This is a genomic window from Paenibacillus sp. BT-177, from assembly GCF_025846815.2.
GTDB lineage: Bacteria > Bacillota > Bacilli > Paenibacillales > Paenibacillaceae > Paenibacillus > Paenibacillus polymyxa_C.
The window spans coordinates 139,817-160,621 of record NZ_JAOYTP010000007.1; the positions used below are offsets into that span (position 1 = coordinate 139,817).

At 43.8% G+C, this 20,805-nt stretch carries 17 protein-coding genes; 3 read left to right on the forward strand and 14 right to left on the reverse strand.

Annotated features, from left to right (window positions below; translation table 11 throughout):
• Nucleotides 1-136: 136 nt before the first annotated feature.
• Nucleotides 137-1,012, forward strand: a complete 876-nt coding sequence (locus OIU26_RS19740) for a helix-turn-helix transcriptional regulator (RefSeq protein ID WP_040102368.1) — start codon at nt 137-139, stop codon at nt 1,010-1,012.
• Nucleotides 1,013-1,111: 99 nt separating this feature from the next.
• Nucleotides 1,112-2,509, forward strand: a complete 1,398-nt coding sequence (locus OIU26_RS19745; RefSeq protein ID WP_264217762.1) for a phytase — start codon at nt 1,112-1,114, stop codon at nt 2,507-2,509.
• A 79-nt stretch (nt 2,510-2,588) separates the two neighbouring features.
• Here OIU26_RS19745 and OIU26_RS19750 read toward each other — a convergent pair whose 3' ends face one another.
• The 8 genes from OIU26_RS19750 to OIU26_RS19785 form a co-directional block, all read right to left on the reverse strand.
• Nucleotides 2,589-6,329, reverse strand: coding sequence for an alpha-L-arabinofuranosidase C-terminal domain-containing protein (locus OIU26_RS19750; protein ID WP_264217763.1), 3,741 nt, complete (start codon nt 6,327-6,329; stop codon nt 2,589-2,591).
• 260 nt (nt 6,330-6,589) lie between these two features.
• Nucleotides 6,590-7,582, reverse strand: coding sequence for an SPFH domain-containing protein (locus OIU26_RS19755; RefSeq protein WP_264217764.1), 993 nt, complete (start codon nt 7,580-7,582; stop codon nt 6,590-6,592).
• A 21-nt stretch (nt 7,583-7,603) separates the two neighbouring features.
• On the reverse strand, nt 7,604-8,398 hold the full coding sequence (locus OIU26_RS19760) for a TPM domain-containing protein (protein WP_264217765.1): 795 nt from the start codon (nt 8,396-8,398) through the stop codon (nt 7,604-7,606).
• Nucleotides 8,395-9,429 carry a TFIIB-type zinc ribbon-containing protein gene (locus OIU26_RS19765; protein ID WP_264217766.1) on the reverse strand — a complete coding sequence of 345 codons (1,035 nt, stop codon included), beginning with the start codon at nt 9,427-9,429 and terminating at the stop codon, nt 8,395-8,397. The genes OIU26_RS19760 and OIU26_RS19765 overlap by 4 nt, the downstream gene beginning before the upstream one ends.
• Nucleotides 9,430-9,455: 26 nt before the next feature.
• Nucleotides 9,456-10,115, reverse strand: coding sequence for a PspA/IM30 family protein (locus OIU26_RS19770; RefSeq protein ID WP_264217767.1), 660 nt, complete (start codon nt 10,113-10,115; stop codon nt 9,456-9,458).
• Between the two features lie 178 nt (nt 10,116-10,293).
• Complete coding sequence (locus OIU26_RS19775) at nt 10,294-11,136, reverse strand: aldo/keto reductase (protein WP_264217768.1); 843 nt, start codon at nt 11,134-11,136, stop codon at nt 10,294-10,296.
• Nucleotides 11,137-11,414: 278 nt separating this feature from the next.
• Nucleotides 11,415-13,799: a phosphoketolase family protein gene (locus tag OIU26_RS19780; protein WP_264217769.1), complete on the reverse strand. Its 2,385-nt coding sequence runs from the start codon at nt 13,797-13,799 to the stop codon at nt 11,415-11,417.
• A gap of 303 nt (nt 13,800-14,102) precedes the next feature.
• Nucleotides 14,103-14,825: a GntR family transcriptional regulator gene (locus tag OIU26_RS19785; RefSeq protein WP_016820141.1), complete on the reverse strand. Its 723-nt coding sequence runs from the start codon at nt 14,823-14,825 to the stop codon at nt 14,103-14,105.
• Between the two features lie 317 nt (nt 14,826-15,142).
• Here OIU26_RS19785 and OIU26_RS19790 point away from each other — a divergent pair, with 317 nt between their 5' ends.
• Nucleotides 15,143-16,291 (forward strand): glycosyltransferase, encoded by a 1,149-nt coding sequence (locus OIU26_RS19790; protein WP_264217770.1) that lies wholly within the window; start codon nt 15,143-15,145, stop codon nt 16,289-16,291.
• A gap of 214 nt (nt 16,292-16,505) precedes the next feature.
• Here OIU26_RS19790 and OIU26_RS19795 read toward each other — a convergent pair whose 3' ends face one another.
• From OIU26_RS19795 to OIU26_RS19820, 6 genes are all read right to left on the reverse strand, one after another.
• Nucleotides 16,506-17,456, reverse strand: coding sequence for a ring-cleaving dioxygenase (locus OIU26_RS19795; RefSeq protein WP_264217771.1), 951 nt, complete (start codon nt 17,454-17,456; stop codon nt 16,506-16,508).
• Between the two features lie 73 nt (nt 17,457-17,529).
• Nucleotides 17,530-17,928 carry a DoxX family protein gene (locus tag OIU26_RS19800; protein ID WP_016820138.1) on the reverse strand — a complete coding sequence of 133 codons (399 nt, stop codon included), beginning with the start codon at nt 17,926-17,928 and terminating at the stop codon, nt 17,530-17,532.
• Between the two features lie 71 nt (nt 17,929-17,999).
• Nucleotides 18,000-18,227, reverse strand: a complete 228-nt coding sequence (locus tag OIU26_RS19805; RefSeq protein ID WP_264217772.1) for a DUF896 domain-containing protein — start codon at nt 18,225-18,227, stop codon at nt 18,000-18,002.
• Between the two features lie 343 nt (nt 18,228-18,570).
• Entirely contained in the window at nt 18,571-18,936 is a 366-nt protein-coding gene (locus OIU26_RS19810; RefSeq protein WP_436449176.1) for a DUF4280 domain-containing protein, read from the reverse strand.
• Nucleotides 18,937-18,986: 50 nt separating this feature from the next.
• On the reverse strand, nt 18,987-19,505 hold the full coding sequence (locus tag OIU26_RS19815) for a hypothetical protein (RefSeq protein WP_264217795.1): 519 nt from the start codon (nt 19,503-19,505) through the stop codon (nt 18,987-18,989).
• Between the two features lie 14 nt (nt 19,506-19,519).
• A complete protein-coding gene (locus OIU26_RS19820; RefSeq protein WP_264217773.1) occupies nt 19,520-20,770 on the reverse strand; it encodes a pentapeptide repeat-containing protein in 1,251 nt (416 codons plus the stop codon).
• Between the last annotated feature and the right edge of the window lie 35 nt (nt 20,771-20,805).

The window sequence follows — 20,805 nt, forward strand, 5'->3', positions numbered from 1 at the left end:
AAGTAATGATAATATCGAACAAGCTAACCTGAACTCCCCTTGCTACAGTCCTTATTTTATCAACCTGAATTTATAAAAAAAATCGCGATCTTTAACTAAAACTTATACGATTTCACACACAAAGGAGCTGACTTCTATGAGCAAAACAGACTTTCTATCTTTCCTTGTCCCTCCATTGCCCTATTTCATAGAGGGAAATTTCACTACATATCAAAAAGGAGACTGGCATCCGAATCGCTATAACTTGGGTTATTTTGACGTAATTATTATTAAAGAGGGACTATTGCACATCGGTGAGGAAGATGAATCGTGGAAGATAACTGAAAATCATGCACTTATTCTTGAGCCGGATAAGCACCATTTCCCCATAGAGGCATGTACAGAACAAACCTCCTTTTACTGGTTTCATTTTCAAACTAATAGTATGTGGTGCGCCCAATCCTCGCCGAATCTTATTATCCCTAGCACCCCCATTCCTGAGCTGCATTTTCACTCAGAACATACCACCATCCATCTACCCAAATATCAAAAACTAATTAATCCCCATGAGCTGTTCTCCAAATTGGACTATTTACTAGCCTCTACTTTAAAAACTCGAAAGCTGGCTCTATGGGAGACTCAACAAACATTTGTGAATATTTTTCAGAGTTTGGAATATGATGAGAATTACAAAAGCAGTTCCTCCAAGTTAGCTGAACAAATCGAAATATTCTTAAAACAAAACTACAGAAATGCCATCACGAATAAAGACCTGGAGGCACATTTTCACGTACATCAAAATTATCTTGCCAGATGCATGAAGGCCGCCTTCCAGCGCACACCACTTGAATATTTGATGGACTACCGTCTGGATCAGGGACGCAGTCTTTTGCTGCAAACCGACTGGTCCATCCAGCAAATTACGGAGGAAACAGGATTTTCTCAAGCCAGCTATTTTTCAAAGTGTTTCAAGGAGAGATTTGGAATGTCACCGAAAAATTACAGACAACAATACTGGAAACCAGCCAATTGAATGTTTACGTCTCTTTTACATTTTGATTGTATTCTTTTGATATTGTCACTTTATACTGAGTCGGTTATATCATTTTCGCTTCAGAAAAGGGGCATACATATGAAGGTAAATAAACTAGCATTATTAACCATGTTAACAGGGATTCTGGTATCACCAGAACTGACCCATGCGGCAGACATTCAGCCATCCGGGTACGCATCACTACGAACACACGCGGATAAAATGGGGGCAACCATTACATGGGACAGTGATGACCATTCAGTGTTGATCAAGCTGAAAAATGGCATTGTCGGGACTTTTACAGTCGGTGAGAAGCAATATCGTCTAGCTGGCCAAAGCGGAAAAGCAGACCGAGAAATTAAGATGATCAATGGAAATGTATATCTTCCTACAAAAGTGATTACTGCGCTTGAAGCAGAAAATAGCAAATATGCAGATCCTAAAGACGCAGTTCCCACCTATAAAGTGACCCCATCTGTCGAAACAGAAGCCGTGGAGGATGGAGAAGATGCAGCTGATGACCCTGCGATCTGGCTCAATCCGGTTGATCCGGATAAAAGCAGAATTTTAGCTACCAATAAAGGTGGCGGAATTTTAGTCTATGATCTGGATGGCAAGCAACTGCAGAACATCAAAGTCGGAAAAATGAACAACGTGGATCTTCGTTACGGTTTTACACTGGGCGGTAAAAAGATCGATATTGCAGGCGCAACCAATCGAACCAACAATACGATCGATATCTTTGCCATTGATGGTGAATCAGGAACATTGACCAACGTGGTTGGCAAACCTATTAAAGCAACCATGAAAGAAGTATATGGATTCAGTTTATACCATAGCCTCAAGACAGATAAGTTTTACGCGCTCGTTTTGGGCAAAGAGGGCGAATTCGAGCAATATGAGTTGACTGACAACGGAAACGGCAAAATTGCCGGCAAGCTTGTCCGCCAGTTTAAGCTGGCTACGCAATCCGAGGGCATGGTCGCCGATGATGAATATGGTACGCTGTACATTGCTGAAGAGGATTACGCCATTTGGAAATATAGCGCCGAGCCAGACGGTTCATCTAAGCCGCTGCGACGTGTTGATATTGCAGATGGACGCAGACTTCACGATGACATAGAGGGACTCACATTGTATTATGGCAAGGACGGCAAGGGGTACCTGATGGCCTCCAGTCAAGGCAACAGCAGCTATGCGATCTATGAACGACAAGGCGACAATGCCTATATTAGCAACTTCACGATCGGCGACAGCCCTACCGTAGATGGTACGTCTGTCACAGACGGTATTGATGTTCTTGGCTACGGATTAGGCAAGAATTTCCCTCATGGTATCTTCGTTTTACAAGATGACGAAAATCTCCAAAACGGCAAAAAGCTAAATCAGAACTTTAAAATGGTACCTTGGGAACGAATTGCTACGGGTGCTCCTACCCCGCTAACGATAGACGATGGTACCAATCCGCGTGAACTGGTGAACAGAAGCACGAAGTAATGCCCGTCAGGGAAATAAAATCAACAACATTCTGACTTGATCCATAGAAAAACCCGCTCAATGAGCGGGTTTTAATTGTTTACGCTTTAAGATCCAGTACCAATACATTTACCGAGTTAGCCGGTAATTGTAAGAGGACAGAATCCCTATGAAGTGTGACCTGCTGTTCGGTAGGCACTACCTTTTCATCATTTTTCTTATTCACGTTAGGTACATGAACAAGCGAGGAATCGCCGGTTAGTGTAATCAGCTTGGCACTGGATTCAACATTCAAATCTTCCAGATTCAGCTGTGTTGCCTTATCTACGTTATCGGCATTCACAAGCTTCACATATACATGTTCAGCATCTTGGGTCACCGAATTAAACACGTCTCTGTTGTAAGCCTCCAGCTTGTAGTCCAGCACTTTACTGGTAGTTTTGCCGTCGGTGTAGGAGCAAATCAGGTTGTTGCCCGTTTCCCCCCCATAGTTCACCGTGATGGTGTAGTCGGTGTTGTCGGCCAACTCTTCATAGCTCGCTGCTCTCAGGTTGCCCGCCGCTGTACTGGAAGAGTAATCACCCATGGTATAGCCTTCTATGCCTTGCTTGTAAACCTTCACGCCAGTAGCATTGCCGCCATAGCCAATCGCGTATTCGATGACGTTCTTTTTCTCAGTGGTAATATCCGTGAGGCCTGCACCCACATAAAAACCATCCGTGCCGGAAAGGCGAGAAGCAACCACCTCTACCTTGTAGTTGTTCCAGCTGTCGTTCAAGATGTACAAGCCATTCAGACCGCTATCTTGGGCTTTGAGGACAAGCCCCTTGCCTTCCTCCAACGTAGATCCTACGGAACCAGGAATAACATTCCATAATGAATTCAATTTCTTAGTAAAATCTTGATCCAGCAGTACACTGCCGTCCTTATTGGAGGTAACGGTCACACGCTTAACTACAACCTCGGCGTTGCCTGTCGCGATTTCGATTCCACCCTGAGGAATGAGGTCGATCGGCTTGCCATTTTTGTAAGTAGAGAACGAAGTGGCCAATACTTTATCGCCCAAATATTGGGCATACATTTGCTGCACATAATAGTTTGGTGTAAACCACACGGTTTCGTCGTCGAACCAGATACAATCCGGTGTCCATCTGTAAGTTCCGTCCGTCAGGACTTTGTTAAACAGCGGCGCATAGGCAGCCAACCGGACGACATCGGCATTATTTTCGAAGCCCGTCATCACTGCTGCTTCTGCTACTGCGCCTGCCAATGTATTTTTATCTGTCGAGGCATATTCCCCAACAAAAACCTTCGACGTTTCTTTCCAGTTGACACTGCCATCCGCGTTATAAGCTCTATAGTAGTAATTATAGCGGTCCACATTATTCAACAGATACTCATTAGAACGGTAATAGTGTTCATCGGCAATGGTGTCCATATAGTCTTTTTGCTTTTCATACCAGGTTACAGTCTCTTCCGTCACCTGGTTACCGTCTGCAAAAGCAACCTTGGCTGAGCCCTTCATATTACCGCTCAGGAACTTCCAGCCCTGCTGATAAGCATCGTCGTCTGCTTGAGCGCCAACCGTGGAGATGATATGCAGTTCATATCCCGGATAATTTTTCTCCATGTACTCATCAATTGATGTCTTGAACACCTCAAAGTTGGCGAAGAACTCTGTACCCCAGTTTTCGTTGCCCACGCCCAGATAACGCAGATCGAACGGTGCTTCGTGGCCCATTTTTTTACGCATGGCGGCCCATTCATTATGTTCAAAATCAACGCTGATCGCAAAGTCGATCAGATCCGTAAAATTCTTGATATAGTATTCTCTTAGTGCGCCTCCAGCCGGATGAGCATAATCCGAGCGGGCTTGGCAAAGCACACCACAGGCCATAACCGGAAGCGGAGCTGCATTCAGGTCTTCTGCCAACTGGAAGTATTCCATATAACCAAGACCCATGGTCATCATATAGCCCCATACATTAAAGTTTTCCTTGCGCAGCTCGATATCCCCAATGGATTCCTTCCAGTCGTATACGTTTTCCCATATAAATGATCCTTCAGAAATACAACCACCTGGAAAACGCAAAAACTTCGGATGCATGCTAACCAGTGCGTTCACCAGATCTTTTCTCAATCGGTAGTTCGGATTGCCCTGATAGTTGGCGTGTGCCGACAGGGACTGCTCTTCCTCTCCTGCTCCCCATACATCTTGTGGGAATAAGGAAACCATATCAATGGAAATGTCCCCTTCAAATGTAAGTGCCAGCTGTCCCAGCACCGTAGCTGTACCTGTCAGCACCAGCTTGGAGTCGACCCCGTATTTTTTCCACGTGCTGCCACCTTCCACCTGTACGGTTACCGAATCACTGATGTCCTTTTCCTTCGAGTCTTGAAGTTGCAGTGTGATGGTACCCGTCGAATCGGCCTTTGCCCAGATGGTGAACTCATACTTGGCACCCTCTTGGATGGACATGGCACAATTCTGGTTAGAATCGGAGAAGCCTTTGTTCCGGATCGTTGCCCCATCCGCTACCGTCACATAATAAGAGTTCACATCCTTGTCTTTTGCGCCCAAAAACTCATTTAATCCACCGCTATGTTGTGGAGTCATCTTGTCCGTATCACCAGACCAGGCGAATAGCGGATTGCGATTCCGTCCTGTAGAGCATCCACATTCACCCGAAGCATGGGAATACGTATCAAACTCGAAGGATTCGAATGAGCGATTTTGTACAAGTTCTGCATATATCCCGCCATCTGCGGCGTTATTGATATCCTCATAGAATAAGCCGTACATCACTTCGCTGACATCCATAACTTCTTTATTCCCATGAATAGTCAGCGTGTATGGAGGCAATTGTTCTGGGAGAACGGATACTTCAAAGCTTTCTTCAATCCGACTTGAACCTCTGGTCAAGAGAGCCGTAACGGTGACTCCCTCTGCGGAAGTAATCGCCTGAACCTGTCCATTGTCAGAGAGTATGCTAGGTTGGCTGGATTTCCAAGTCACTTCTACTCTTCCACCCATCAGAACCGTTGGTAGAGATATGTCTTTGGTTATAATCGTCGTCGGAAATGATAAATACTTATCGCGGGCAAGCTTCACAATCTCCTCATCTGTCAATGAATCGCACATGACCTCAATGACTTCATCCGCCGTCAAGCCTGCTTTATAAATTCGGAAATCCGAAACCAAGCCAGCAAAGTCTACATCGGCTGCATGTTGGGAACGACCGATAAAATTGTTACTATAGTTGGTCGTATCTGCAAATGTTTCGAACCATTTGCGCAGCTTGGCATAGTTACCACTGGAGGTTTGGCTAATGGAACCGTCTGCTGCCACTTCACCATTAACATATACCACCGGTCCCGCACTGCTTAATGTACCGCCTTTTGTGCCGATTACAGACAGGGCGATGTGCATCCACTCATCCCTGACAAAGCCTCTTCCTGGGTCTACGGACAAATCCACCTCAGTGAAAAGAGTTCCGCGCAGATTCCGTGTCATAAACATATAAGGACCCGTGTGAGATTTACCAAAGTCAAAAACACGTTCCCACATATCCGTGAATCTGCCGAAGTTTACCCAAGCCGTCACTGTAACACCAGTGTTATCGCTTACATCTTTAAACAGATCAGAAGGTAGCTGAATATAAGATGTTCCGTTGGGACCTCCCTCAAGTGCCAAAGCCGCTCTTCCGGTAGTATGGGAGATCGTAGGTGCTGCTGTGCCTGAAGCAATCCCGTCATTACCTTGTCCAGAGCTATCCTTGCCGACATTCTCTGCATCATCAAACTTGTACCGCGCAATGATTTGATCTTGGAATTTGGTCATCTTTATGGCTCCTATATCTATATTTTATTAATGTAATAACTAATTAGTTAATATAAATACGTACTATATAGCTATAGTACCTTATCTTGTGTACCTTTTTCAATCCAATAAATCGGATTTATAAAGAAAATGCTTGAACAATCTACATTAAAAAAGCAGTCATCACAGAGAATACTCTGCAACAACTGCTGTTTGGTTCATAGAATTACTTAGCCAGTCGGCAATTTCCTGAAAGGAAACAGTTCAGCGGTTCGCTATGGCTACCCGTTCAATTTCTGTCCACAATTCGGACAAAAGTTAGCTCCCTCGTTTTTTGTGCCACAATTCGGACAAAAATTAGGTCTTTTACCGCCACCCGAAGGAGTGGGAGCATCGGATGCAGGCTGAGTCTCAGCCGGGGGCTTCTGGCTTGGGTTCAAGTTTTTCATCATTTCATTCGCTATATTCATGCCCATCATCATACTCGCCATATCCGAAGCAGCACCACCGCCTTTTACATTTCCCGATGCAATACCGTCGGTCATCGTCACTTGTTGGTACTTTTGTAGATTACCGATCATTTCATGAGAAGCTGTCTTTGTAATCATATCCTGGATTTCTTGAGGATAATTGAAGCTCATCACATGAAACCCTGTAATCGTCATACCGTTGTCCATCACTTGCATATCCAGATCTTCCTGAATGCCCTTCGAAATATCAGAAGCATTTGCCTGTAGATTAAACATATCCTTGCCTTCTCGGCTGATCCACTTCATCAATAACTGTTCCAACACCGAAGTAATCCGTATTTTCACATCCTCAACAAGATAACTGTCCTTTACCCCGGCAATCTTATCAATAAGCGTAACATAATCGTTTACTTTAAAATTAAATGTGCCGTTGGCACGAATCGGCATCCCGCCTGGCAGTTGGGGAGTAGGGATCAAAACCGGGTTTTGTGTTCCCCATTTGACCGTAAACTCCTTCGTATTAACGAATAAGACCTCCACCCGCATGCCACTGTTAAAGCCGAATTTAAATCCTTTTAATGTCGATAGAAATGGAATAATATCAGAGTCCATGTTATATGACCCTTCATTCTCAAAAATGCCCTCGATCTTGCCGTTATTTACAAAAATGGCGTCCTGGCCGGAGCGAATAATCAATTTACTGCCTTTTTTAATTTCACGATTGCTCCACTTCCAAAAAATCATATCATCCCTAAATTCTTCCCATTCAACAACATTTGCAAATTGATTCCTGAAGAACCCCATGTGCTGTATCCATCCCTTCCATTAAAATGATCCTCTGCTGCCGCTATGCGAATGACCGCCGCTGGTGGTTCCGCCTCCTCCGCCTGATGAGCTGCTGCTACTGCTCTTTTCAATCTTCCGCTTCGTTGTCGTTGTGTGAGTGTACAGATCTTGATGTGCCAGAACCCCTGACGTGCTTGCATCCTCGTAGGTCTGCCGATTTACCGTAACCCGACCGCCGGAACTCGAAACCATCTTACCTACAATAATAGACGCCAATCCCAGCGCAACCGCCAAATGAAGCCAGCCTTTGAAAAATATGCTGTCCGGATTCACGCCTGGGCGGATGGCCAAATATTTGTGCGCGCCCAGAATATACTTTTGAAATGCAAGCCCATAGTTACCGTTCGTCAGATCCGGGGTAATCTCATGCCGGATTTTAGTAAGCCTGTCGTCATCCAGATACCGTTCTGCTTTGTAAAAGCCAGCTAAATAAACCTCTCTATTCCTCATATCCATCGTTAAAATGACTGCATTTCCATGAGACCTGTCATAACCCGGGCCATGGTCATCATAAAAATCCTGCGTCATTTTCATAACATCCATATTGTCGGGGTTGTTGGTCGTATAAACAATAATGTCTGTTTCTCTTTCGTTTCCGTATTGGTTAGCCATAGTGTTCAACACATCATACTCTTCCTGATTAAGCAGCCCCGCCTCATCAAAAATCAATGGCTTCATTTCTGTCGTTGCTGCTTCGCCCTTCATTTCCATAGGAACCGCTAGAAAGGCGGCAAAGAACAACAAAACAGCCACAATGGCTCTATATTTTTTCAATAGAATTCTCCTCCCATGATTAGCCAAGTGATTAACCTTAATGAAAAGAGAGTTATGCCGAAAATGCCTGCAAACCAAGCTGTCACTTTGAACTTGCTAATCGGAGGTTTACCAACTACCTTGCCCGTCTGACCGTTCATCGCAAACGTATGCTCCAATTGATTGTAGTCATAGTGTATGACCCATACCGGGAGCAGGACATAATCCGCTTGTTTTAATGTAGTATCAATTTGCTTTTCCGTGTAACTCACGGACGTATACTCTGACACCGTAGACTGAATATAAGCATCAATATATTCCTTCACTTTGTCTTTTACTCGCGGGAAAAGCTCTTCTTCGTTATAACTATACTTTTCCGCAATATAACCCGCTAGATATGGTGTTTTAAAAGGCTTGAGCTGATCATAGGGAAAAGGCTCCAATTTATCCATCAGCTCGTCATTCATTTTCTCCGCAGCATCAATCGGAACCTTCACATAATTCAAACGGATTTTCCGATATACATCAAAATGCTTCGTTTCTGTATATTCGTAATCTCCGCTTGTATAGGTTCTCACTTGGATACCTTCACCTTGAACCTCAATATGATTATGTAATTCATATAACCAGAAGGGGACATACATACCGGTTATTCCCTTGATTCGGTCGGCCATCATGAATCGGTTCGGTGTCAGACGGCCATTCTTGCACCATTTTTTGAATGCAGCTATGGCTTCTTCCTTGCTGATCGAAAAAGGAATAACCTGCGCCGGAGCTAGCTCTCCAGTCAGTCGATCACCCAGCACCACGGCAGAACCACAAAAGCTGCACACCGTTGCACTCGTCTCCACTTCGGTCATAATCACTGCTCCACAGTTATTGCAATGATACTCATGGGCCTCATCTTCTGAAAAAATACGATTAGTCAGAGGATCAGGAATCGTATCGATGTTGTCCTCTCTTCCGCAGCTATGGCAAGATAACATTCCTGTCTCACTGTCAAAGACCATGCCGCTGCCGCAGTTGGGGCATTTGTATTCGATAACCGGCATCTGCTCACCTCTTCATGTAGAAACTATTATGATTCTTTGGGATTGATTTTCTTCTTGATTGCAGCCAGCTCATCTTCTGGATTGGTACTCTTCTCATATTGTGCGAATAACGCATCCAGGTCGTCCTTCGTTCCTGTTCGGAGCTCGGCTATCGCCATCGCTTCATCATGTGCCCTGTTCACCTTTTCTTCCAAGGCCTCGAAAACAGAATCATGGTCGCCCATAGAATTCAATGTTTGCTGTGCTTTGGCGATCGCCAGCTTCCCTTTAAGTTCGGCACACCGCAACTCCAGTTGCCCTATATCGGACACCAATTTCTCCTGCATTTGTTTCATATGTACGGCGTTTGCCGAAGCTAAGTCATAGGATGTCTGTAACGATTCCAATTTCTCCGCCTGCAAAATTTTACGTTCCAGAAACTTTCGGGCTTCCTCTTCATCGCCTGCTTCTACAGACTTACTTGCATAATGCTGGAGCTTTTTGATCTCAGCTCTACATTCATCCAGTGCTCTTTTCGCTCTTTTCTCATCAGCCAGCACTGAGGCCGTTTCCGCTTTCGCCTTGCCCAGATCACTATTTAGATTTTGCATATAATCATCAATCGTCTTCTCCGGATCACTCGCCTTATCCATTAAGGCGTTGATATTCATCTTCATAATATCCCTAAACCTTGACAAAATCCCCATGATGACCTCCTTCGAAAGGACTACATTCCCCCATATCATACATCAAATCCTATTAAAAATGTTCATCATTCATCATAGCTATATATGGACCCTATCGCATGCTTTCGGTTATCACTAAAAGCGAAGGGTTCAAAAACCTTCCACAGATTTTTGAACCCTTCTCATTCATTCTTGTAGATCATAGCTCTTCATAGGAATTGGGGTCCTGCCCCCATAGCCGTCCATCTTCCCTGCTGAGCGCCGAAATCACGTTCATTTCCTCAGGCGACAACTCAAAATCAAAAATATTCAGGTTTTCCTTCTGGTGTTTTACAGAAGAGGCCTTAGGAATCGGGATCGCTCCTAGTTGAATATGCCACCGTAAAATCGCTTGTGTCGCGGTTTTGCCATGAGCAGCAGCAATTTTCCCAATCTCTTCGTTTTCCATCATGCTGTGACCGCGACCCAAAGGGCTCCACGATTCCGTCACAATGCCCTGTTCAGCATCTTTTGCACGCTGATGCTCCTGGTTAAACAATGGATGCAATTCAACCTGATTGATGCTCGGCGTGATACCTGTTTCCCGAATCAAACGTTCATTATACTCAGGCAGGAAATTGCAGACTCCGATCGAACGAATATAGCCCCGCTTCTTCGCCTCAATCAATGCCTGCCAGGCTTCAACATACCGATTGATTTTGGGATTTGGCCAATGGATCAAATACAGATCATAATAGTCCAAACCGCCTCTATATAGTGACTCTTCGATCGTGACAATGGCTTCCTGATATGCATGTCGACGACCTGGAAGTTTGGAGCAAATCAACAATTCTTCTCTCGGTACTGAACTCTGCTGGACAGCTTTCCCGACAGCGCCCTCATTTTCATAGTTAAAAGCTGTGTCAATCAGACGGTAACCCGCATCAATCGCGCTGGTTATCACTTTTACTCCATCTGCACCCTTCAACCCAGCAGTTCCAAATCCAATGGCAGGCACCTTAGTGCCATCATTCAATACCTTCTCTGGAATTTGATGGTTCATATTAACAGCCTCCTCTCCTATTCTCTTATACCATAACACCTCTTCAATATTCAGACAAAATACAGTGAACCATTCGGTTCCCATATACTTATTACCCACTTGCTCGTGACTTCCCTATTAAATTCTCAGTGTGCTACATCAAAAAGTGCCTGATCCCCGTTGAAATCATACTTGAATTCAAGGGGTCAGGCACATCTATACTACTACCAAATCATATATTCCAGCTCATACTTGACTGCTTGGTTGTCCAACACAAAGCTGAAATGTACTATACTTTTTTATTTCAGGCCTTCCCATACCCAGTTCTCTACCTCTGGCAAGTCAATACCTTCTTCACGAATGAACTGATGATGTTTCTTAACTATTGCATCCATTTCATCCGCAATATTTGCGTACTTTCCAGCGTTAGGTAAGCTTAGAACAGCTTCCTTCACCAAGTCAAAACGGTCCATTTGATTCAATACACGCATATCAAATGGTGTCGTAATATCGCCATTTTCACGGTAACCATGTACATGCAGATTATGGTTATGACGGTCAAAGAACAGATCTTTGATCAGACCTTCGTAACCATGGAAAGCGAATACGACTGGCTTGTCCTTTGTGAAAAATTGATCAAACTCAGCGTCAGATAATCCACGAGGATCTAACTTTTGGCTTCTCAGCTTCAGTAAGTCTACTACGTTGATGTAGCGAATCTTCAAGTCAGGCAGTTTTTTATGCAAGATCGAGATCGCAGCTAAGCTTTCAATCGTTGGCTCTGTACCAGCAGAAGCGATGACAATATCAGGCTCTCCGCCTTGATCTGTACTTGCCCAGTCAATAATCTTTAACCCTTTGTCTACCAATTCTTTTGCTTCATCAGCAGAGAACCATTGTGGACGTGGGTGTTTGGACGAAACAACCAAATTGATCTTTTGACGGTCATTTAAAATGGTGTCAAAAACAGCTAGCAGAGAGTTGGCGTCAGCTGGCAGATACTCACGAATAAATTCTGGTTTCTTATCAGCCAAATGACCTAACAAACCTGGATCTTGGTGTGTATACCCATTATGATCCTGTTGGAAGACCGTTGAAGTAGCTACAACATTCAATGATGGGATGTCTGCACGCCATCCTTGATCCGTTGCTTTACGCAACCATTTGAAGTGTTGAGTGATCATCGAGTCAACCACACGCAGGAAGGCTTCGTAACTTGCGAAGAAACCATGACGGCCTGTTAACACATAACCTTCCAGCAATCCTTCAGCTTGGTGTTCAGACAATTGGGAATCAATGACACGACCATAAGATGACAAGAACTCATCATTAGGCTCAATAATTTGATCCATCCATTGGCGTTTGGTTACTTCAAAAACAGGAGCCAAGCGGTTAGACATCGTTTCATCAGGCCCGAAGATTCTGAAATTACGATTCTCTTCATTTAAAACAACCACATCTTTAACGTATTTACCTAACACAGACATATCTTGTGCAATCACTTTACCAGGCGTGGAGTTATCCAACGCATAGTTACGGAAATCAGGCAATTTCAAGTCTTTAATAAGGCTACCTGCATTCGCAACAGGATTCATTCCCATTCGTTTATCGCCAGTAGGCAAAATTTTAGCAATCTCTGCTTTTAACCGACCGTTTTCGTCAAACAATTCCTCTGGTCTATAGCTATTCAGCCATTCTAATAAAGCAGGCGCGTGCTGCATATTTTTTTGATCAACCGGAATTGGAACCTGGTGGGCACGGAACGAATTTGTATTCGGCACGCCATCCCATTCCTTTGGACCTGTCCAGCCTTTAGGTGAACGGAAGATAAGCACTGGCCACGCCGGACGAGTAAGGTCATTATTTTCACGCGCATTCTTTTGAATAGCTTCAATCTTTTCGATGGCAGTATCCAATACTTTCGCCATTTCTGGATGCATGTGGTTAGGATCTTCACCTTCAACAAAGAATGGTTCCCAACCCAAACCTTTAAAGAACGAGGTTAACTCTTCTTTTGATTGGCGAGACATAATCGTTGGGTTACTAATTTTGAAGCCATTTAAATGTAAGATCGGCAGCACTGCGCCATCCGTGATTGGATTGATAAATCGGTTAGAGAACCACGAAGCGGCCAATGGACCCGTTTCAGCTTCACCATCCCCAATAACAACAGCCGAGATCAGATTCGGATTATCTAAAATAGCACCCACACCATGAGAAAGGGAATAGCCCAGCTCCCCACCTTCATGGATAGATCCAGGGGTTTCAGGCGCAGCATGTGAAGCAATACCGCCAGGGAATGAAAATTGTTTGAACAGTTTCTTCATACCTGGGATATCCTGCGTGATTTGCGGATAAATTCCGGTGTAGCTTCCATCAAGATATGAATTTGAAACCATAACTTGGCCGCCGTGACCAGGACCTTCAATGTAAAGCATGTTCAAATCATATTTATTAATAACACGATTAAGATGAGCATAAATAAAGTTTTGGCCTGGAATCGTGCCCCAGTGTCCAATAGGCTTAACCTTTACATCCGAATCTTTCAAAGGTTCTCTCAACAAAGGATTGTCTTTTAAATAAAGCTGACCTACTGAAATGTAGTTCGTTGCACGCCAGTATGCATCAAGTTTTTCCAAATATGTTTTAGACGAGTAATCTTCTAACACGGGTGATAAAGCCATGGTGTCCACTCCCTAGTAATTTTGTTTGTAATATTGTTTGTAATTTATTTCCGGAAATTTCATCTACATGTACATCATAACGCTACGCTGAATTAATTCAACCTTTTTCACAAGTGATACGGTCCAATTTTGTGAAATTTTGAACATACTATGAAATATAAATTAAAAAGACAGTAAAAAAGCTCTTACATTAAAATATATAGCAGGATAAACCAATAAAATTTGTGATAAATGAAGAGTTTGCAGACTCTAATCCTTTTTCAAAACTATAAAAAAAGACCGGAGAATTCTCCAGTCTTTTCATTAGTGTACCGATACAAAGGTATTAAATTTCAAATATTTGTAGTGAAATCGCATATGCGAAAATTCAAATGGGGTACCGTTATCCAAAAAGAAAACACCCTCCATAATGCCTACGGGTTCATTTTCTTTCAATTGCAGTAGCTTTTGATCATTCTCTTCAGACGGTTCTGCAAAAATAGATAAAAAGGATTTGGTGACGGCCAGGTTCCGCGAGTCCTCCAAATAATTAAAAATGGAACCCTCAATAATGGTCTGATTTAAATCCTGGACAATTTTAATGGGGATATAGCCCGTTTCGATCATAAATGGATCATCATCAAACAGACGCAAGCGAACGATTTTATAAACAAAATCATGAGTGTCCAAGAACAAATCGCGCTGTAGTTCTTCTGTCGGTGGAATGACCTCAAAACTCAATACTTTGATTTTTGGCTTTTTGCCATGCATTTGAAAATTATCAGTAACTCCTAGATTAGAGCCCTCGTAGTTAAAGATAGATTCATTTCTTATGTATAAGGGATTAATAAATGTCCCGGAACCTTGTTTTTTGAAAATAATTCCGACACTCTCCATTTTAGTCAGAGCACGTTTAATGGAACTACGACTAACCTGGTAAGTCTCACTAAGACTACGTTCATCTGGCAATCTCATATCTGCAAACTTTCCAGCGAAAATTTTCATTTTAAGATCGTCAATAATTTGCTTATAGACAAATTGTGTCATATAGTACTCCTCTTTCAGGTCTTCTATAACTCCATATAGTTTACCATAAACATGCCCATTTCATCTCATGTTTGTTTGTGTCCCTTCTACTTTACATCCTTATGCATAATGCTACCATGACATATACATCACACCACTGAAACATATCTGCAAATCAGCAAAAAATACAGCACTTCCACATTAACATCCGCATAGGACCAAGCCTGTTTCGAACTTTGTGGGTTGTTTGACTAGACCAGGCTAAAATCCTTGAATACATTGTTATTATTTATCTCGTTCAAAGGTTCTCTAATTAGAATGGTGGGGGGGAGATCACATTGGCTATCCGCTACAGCGTCATCATTCCAACCTATAATCGCGCCCAGCAGCTGTTGCTCACACTCGCTTCATTTGAATCACAAACCTACCCGAAGCAACTATTCGAAGTCATTGTAGCTGATGATGGTTCTACAGACGGAACGAAAGAAATGGTCGAAGGCTTCAAAGCATCCTATCCCCTTATCTATGTGTCACACCCTGAACAACGCGGTCGATCTGCCGTTCGAAATTTGGGACTGCGCCGAGCAAAAGGGCTATACATCATTTTCTGTGACGCTGACTTTTTGGTGCTGCCTCATTTCATTAAAACCGTGAGCCGTTATCACCGCAAGTATCCCAAATCTGTGCTTTCAGGCATTCCGCACTCGTGGGACGATGCATTTACCCACTATCACCCTGATTTTTCTGTGGAAGAAAAAGAACATTGTCGGAGCATACTTACACAATCCGGCTTATGGAATCCTGACTTTGAAACAGCGAATGAAATTACCCCGGTCATAACGCCAGAAGATATCCTTCATCAAACAGGTGCACTGTCTAAAGTCGTTAGTCCCACAAGGGTTCCTCCCAATACGCAGAAACAATTTGCCTCAACGGACGTAGCTCCCTGGATGATGCTAGTAACTCGTTGTGTGGCCATCAGACGCAACCACTTAATTCGTATTGGAGGTTTTAATGAACGGTTTGTGCTGTACGGACTCGAAGACTGGGACCTTGGCTATAGACTGCATCGCTTAAAAATCCCTTTTTATTGCATCAAAGAGCTGGTCGGATATCATCAGGAACATCCAACCCATCTTAGAGGTAACGTTTTAAATACGGAAAATCTGAGAATCATGTATGAAACTTACGGGTTCAATGACTCTTCGTTAAATTTATTCGCTCTAATTCCTCCATCCGAGGATTTTGAGACCTACAAAAATACGCTACGAGTATTGCGCAGGGGACTCCGTTCCAGGTTAACACGTTCATCAGCTATGTTGTTGAGAAGGACACTACGCATTGCTGCCAAGCAGTTTTATTATCACAACAACACCCCAGCATACCAACAATCATTACGAGCGATACAAAAGAAAGCTGAGAACCGGAAAAGCCGAGTCGCTCGTGTGTTACGAGAAATGTTAGTAAAGTCTGAAAAGCTGGTGTAATAACAAGAGGGCGGAAGGTCATGAGATATATACCTGGAAGCAGGTTCTGTCTTGGATAGATAATGTCGTATATTAGATTAGTCAAATCATAAATATAGGTTAATTGCGGAGGATTTCATTTTCAGGAGGTAATTCATCGAATGAAAAATCCACAATCGAATGAGATTGTGGATTTATGTGACTTTATCTGGATGCAAAACAGCAGCTATTTCGTTTACTTTTGTTTATCTGTTAATGTTCTCACTTCAATAGGATGCAGGTTTGCCTCGATCTGAGCCCGCTGCGGTTCATACCACTCTGGTAGCATTAATTTCTGCCCCAAAGATTCCGCAGGTTCATCGTTAGCAAATCCCGGTGGATCTGTAGCAATTTCAAATAGTATGCCGCCCGCTTCTCTGAAATATATCGCATTAAAATATTGGCGGTCGATGATTGGGGTCAGCTGATAGCCATAATGCTGGACTGTGCTTCTCCAGTCTTCATGTTGCTCGAAATCTTTTGCGCGCCATGCAATGTGATGTACCGTGCCTGCTCCACCAAAGCCTAAGCCCATTTTGACCAGCGGAACATCCACAATGTTGCCGATTTCTCCAGCGGACTGATAACGAGCATATTCGACGTCTTCGTCGATTTTCGTAAATCCGAGTATGCTCTCCAATGCATCCATCGTTTTCTGTGGATTGACGCTAAATAGTACGGCGCCTCCGAACCCTTTAATGGCGTTATCAGCCGAAATGCCATCGTAAGACCAAGTACTGTTCGCTCCTTCTGCACGTTCAACAAGCTCAAGACGTAGGCCCTCATTATCCTCGAATTGAAGATACTGTTCATTAAAACGGCTTGTTTTCGTAACTTCAATACCAAAGCTTTGCAAACGGTGCTGCCAAAAATCAAGTGAACCTGGCGGTACCACATACGAGGTTATGCCCACCTGACCGCCTCCGACTCGCCCTTTGGGGGTTCCTGGTGCCGGGAAAAAAGTAATAATCGTTCCAGGACTTCCTGCCTCGTTACCAAAATACAAGTGATAAACCTCAGGAGCATCGAAGTTGATTGTTTTCTTCACTAACCGAAGTCCAAGAATACTTGCATAGAAGTCGACATTTGCCTGCGGATTACCAGCAAAAGCTGTAATATGATGGATACCTGTAGTTTGAAGTGACATATAAAATCCTCCTTTAATCGTAGAAATCCCTATTTTTCATCATTGGTAATTTTTAATGACTTAGGTTCATGTATTAATGAAGTATTGCATCAATGGAATATGGACCTGCGCCTATCAACGCAATACCGACTACGACAGCAATAAGAACCAGCGGATATTCATAGCCATTAGCGGTGGCCCAGATCCCGTTTTGACCATGTACTTTGACAATCGCTCCAAGCATCGTCATCGTAATCAACAATGCTGCCAGTGGAGTAAGCAGTCCTACAGCAAATAGAGCTCCTCCCAGCAATTCCATCAATCCAGCGGCCACGGCCATCAATACTCCGGGCTTGATCCCGATTGATTCCATCCAACCACCGGTACCTTTTGGACCATAACCACCAAACCAGCCAAAAAGCTTCTGAGCCCCGTGCCCCACGAATAGCAATCCAACCACCAAACGTATCAACAACAATCCACTCGCCAACATAAAATCACTCTCCATAGTTATTATTTATTATTTAAAGATTTTTAAATTAGAGATATTAGACAAAATTAAATTCATGGCTTAACGATTTGAGCCTGTTCTTTTCTTAATTTTTCAGGAGTAACATCATCTCCATTCAGATCATAAATCGTAGCATTCAAAAGTATGCTTTTGATAGAGCCTCGAAAGATTTGAAGGTATTCTTTGCGAAGATCCATTTGTTCCGTTTTTTCAATTTCAGTTAACCCAACTTCTTTTGCTTTTTTTGCCAACTGGTTAATTCTTTCTAAAATCGCAATCATGTGTATACCTCCCTATTCAAAATTTGCTGTTGTTTTATCTTTAATTTATTTATCTTGATATAAAGATATAATATTTTATTGTTCTTGTCAACCCTTTATTAAAGAGAGGAGAAAATGAATCCTTGAGTTGCTTCTCCCCCTAATATCAATGCTATCTCCATGCTGGTAATACTGGTATTTTTGTACCATCGCAGTGACCAGACCATCGTAGGTACGATGGATATCCTGATAAGATCGCTTCTTTATCTGGATATCCATCGGGTACGAATACGAAGCAGCCTTCAGTTCAACTGTATACACGTCCCAAATACAATTCGAAACCCAACAGCTTTGAAACAGACTCTTAGTCCAGCTCCTGTCCATCATTTTCAATTTGGATATGACCACAATACAGACACTGATGGGTACAGTTTTGTGTCAAAGCCGGCTGTCCCTCGATCTTCACATCACTTTTCCCATTCAGCCAAGGCATGGTCAGAACTGGAACACACGGAGCCTTTTTCACGCCATAGATGTCCACCATCTCACTGGCCTGCACGGCCGGATTTAAAGGACTGGAGCAATTTCCAAAAGACTGAATGTTCACTCCTGGAACGTAATCTCCAATGTTCATTTGTGCTTTATTTTTTACGTAGACGCCATGGCTAAAAGGTCTCTTCAAACGGGCAGGTTGTGTGCCATAACTACAACTTAAGATCGCTCCTGCCACGACATAGCTTTTTTTGCACCCGTTCCCGATCTTACCTGGGCTTCTCCCACTTACCCCATCCTCCTTAGTGCTTCTATCTCAACTCTTTGCACTCGAATACCTGTAAAAGATCGGCGCAGCAGGCTTTCTGCAACGGCCAAATGAATATAGATATGAGGTTCGATCAGTCCCTCAATCCGAAAAACAGGGGGCTCTATCTCCCCCTGTCTCAGTATCAAACGCTTCAACGTACCATTGGGATACCATTCCGTATGTGCGGACAAACAGTCCACCATCGGCGGACGAAGCAACCAGTATACCTCCTGTCTGGCCTGCTGGAAATTGGTAAGGATGGCCACTTTCCATTTCAGTCCCGGCATATATTTCTCCAATAATACTTTCATCCGATCAGACACCAGCGGCAGGGGAAATTCCAGAAAATCCGGGTACACTGTTTGTGGATCGGTATGTACAGCCAAAAAAAGAGGATCATCCTGCTGCTCTCCCTCGGCCTCCGTCAGGATATCTTCTACTTGCAAAGGAGACAGCGCAGCAGGCTCCACCCGATGTTTTACCCGCTCGTCTATCATCAGTCGAAAATATCTCAATGCAGCCACTCCCTTTTGCTAACAGCATCCCTTACCTGTGTAGACCACTCCAAACCAATGGCTCCTCTACGCTGCTCATCGGTAAAAATGACTCCTTGTACGTTTGCACCCGTAAAATCGGTTCCGATCAAACAGGCCCCTTTAAAGGATGCACCTGTCACATCTGCTCCAACAAAGCAGGCATCCGTGAGGTCTGCCCCGTCCAAGGACGCTTTTTGTAGTAACGCCTCTTGAAAAATGGCTCCTCGTAACTGTGCATCATGAAAACGGGCTCCCTGCAAGCTCGCCCCTGTGAAATCTACGCCAGCAAAACCCAATGCCTCCCAATCCAATGAAGCATCTGATCCATATCCGGCGTTACCCATAACGACATCCAATATGGCCCCTTTCATCGAGCATCCGCTAAAATTGGCTCCATGAAGCAAGCTGTATGTCAAATCGATTCCATTTAACTGACTTTCCTGCCACACCGTTCCTACCAGGACACAGCCATACAAGCGACTATGTTCCATTCCGATTTGGTGAAAAGCCGTATAGCGGAAATCCAACTGACTATAATCTCCGTCCGACAGTTGAACTTGGGTCAACGCCTGATAGCTGTACGCATGTTCTTCTTTTTCATCCAACCACGACCCAATCTCATTCGCCTCCATGGCTCTGCGATCTTCTCGATATACCGATACACTATGATCCAAATATTCACCCACACGAATCTCGAACGTCTCTTCTCGCTCCATCTCTTGAAACTCCGGTAAGCACACAGCCTGTTTCATCGCCAAGCGAACCACATTCACAACGAGCGCATGAATGTGTACCGCTGCCTCCAGCATAACCTGCTCCCATTCAAGCTCTGATAGAGAAACTTGCTGCTGCTCTACCTCCCTTCGCAATTGCTGCTGCAAATCGGTCCAGTAGGAATATGCCCAGCTTGTGTTCCATTCAAAATGGATCGGCTGTGGATCAAGCATCCATAAAGCATCGGAAGCCTCTACGAGATAAGCAGGCCGTTCTTCCAGCCATGTGGTACGTAGCATGGAGTATGTGATATAACCGATCCTTTCCTTTCTTCCTTGAAGCTGCTCTTGCCGAATGTGCTGGCAATATCCCCGAAACTCTTCGACACAGGCTTGAATCCGTTGCTCCTGCGTTACCTTGAACTTCAGCGCCCAGTCTCTGCGGATGAGATACCACGCCTGATTCAATATAGCTCGCCATTGCGGTTCTAACTCATCAATAGGCTTCTCCATTTGTACTCAACCACCACCTAAAGCTCTTCATAAAT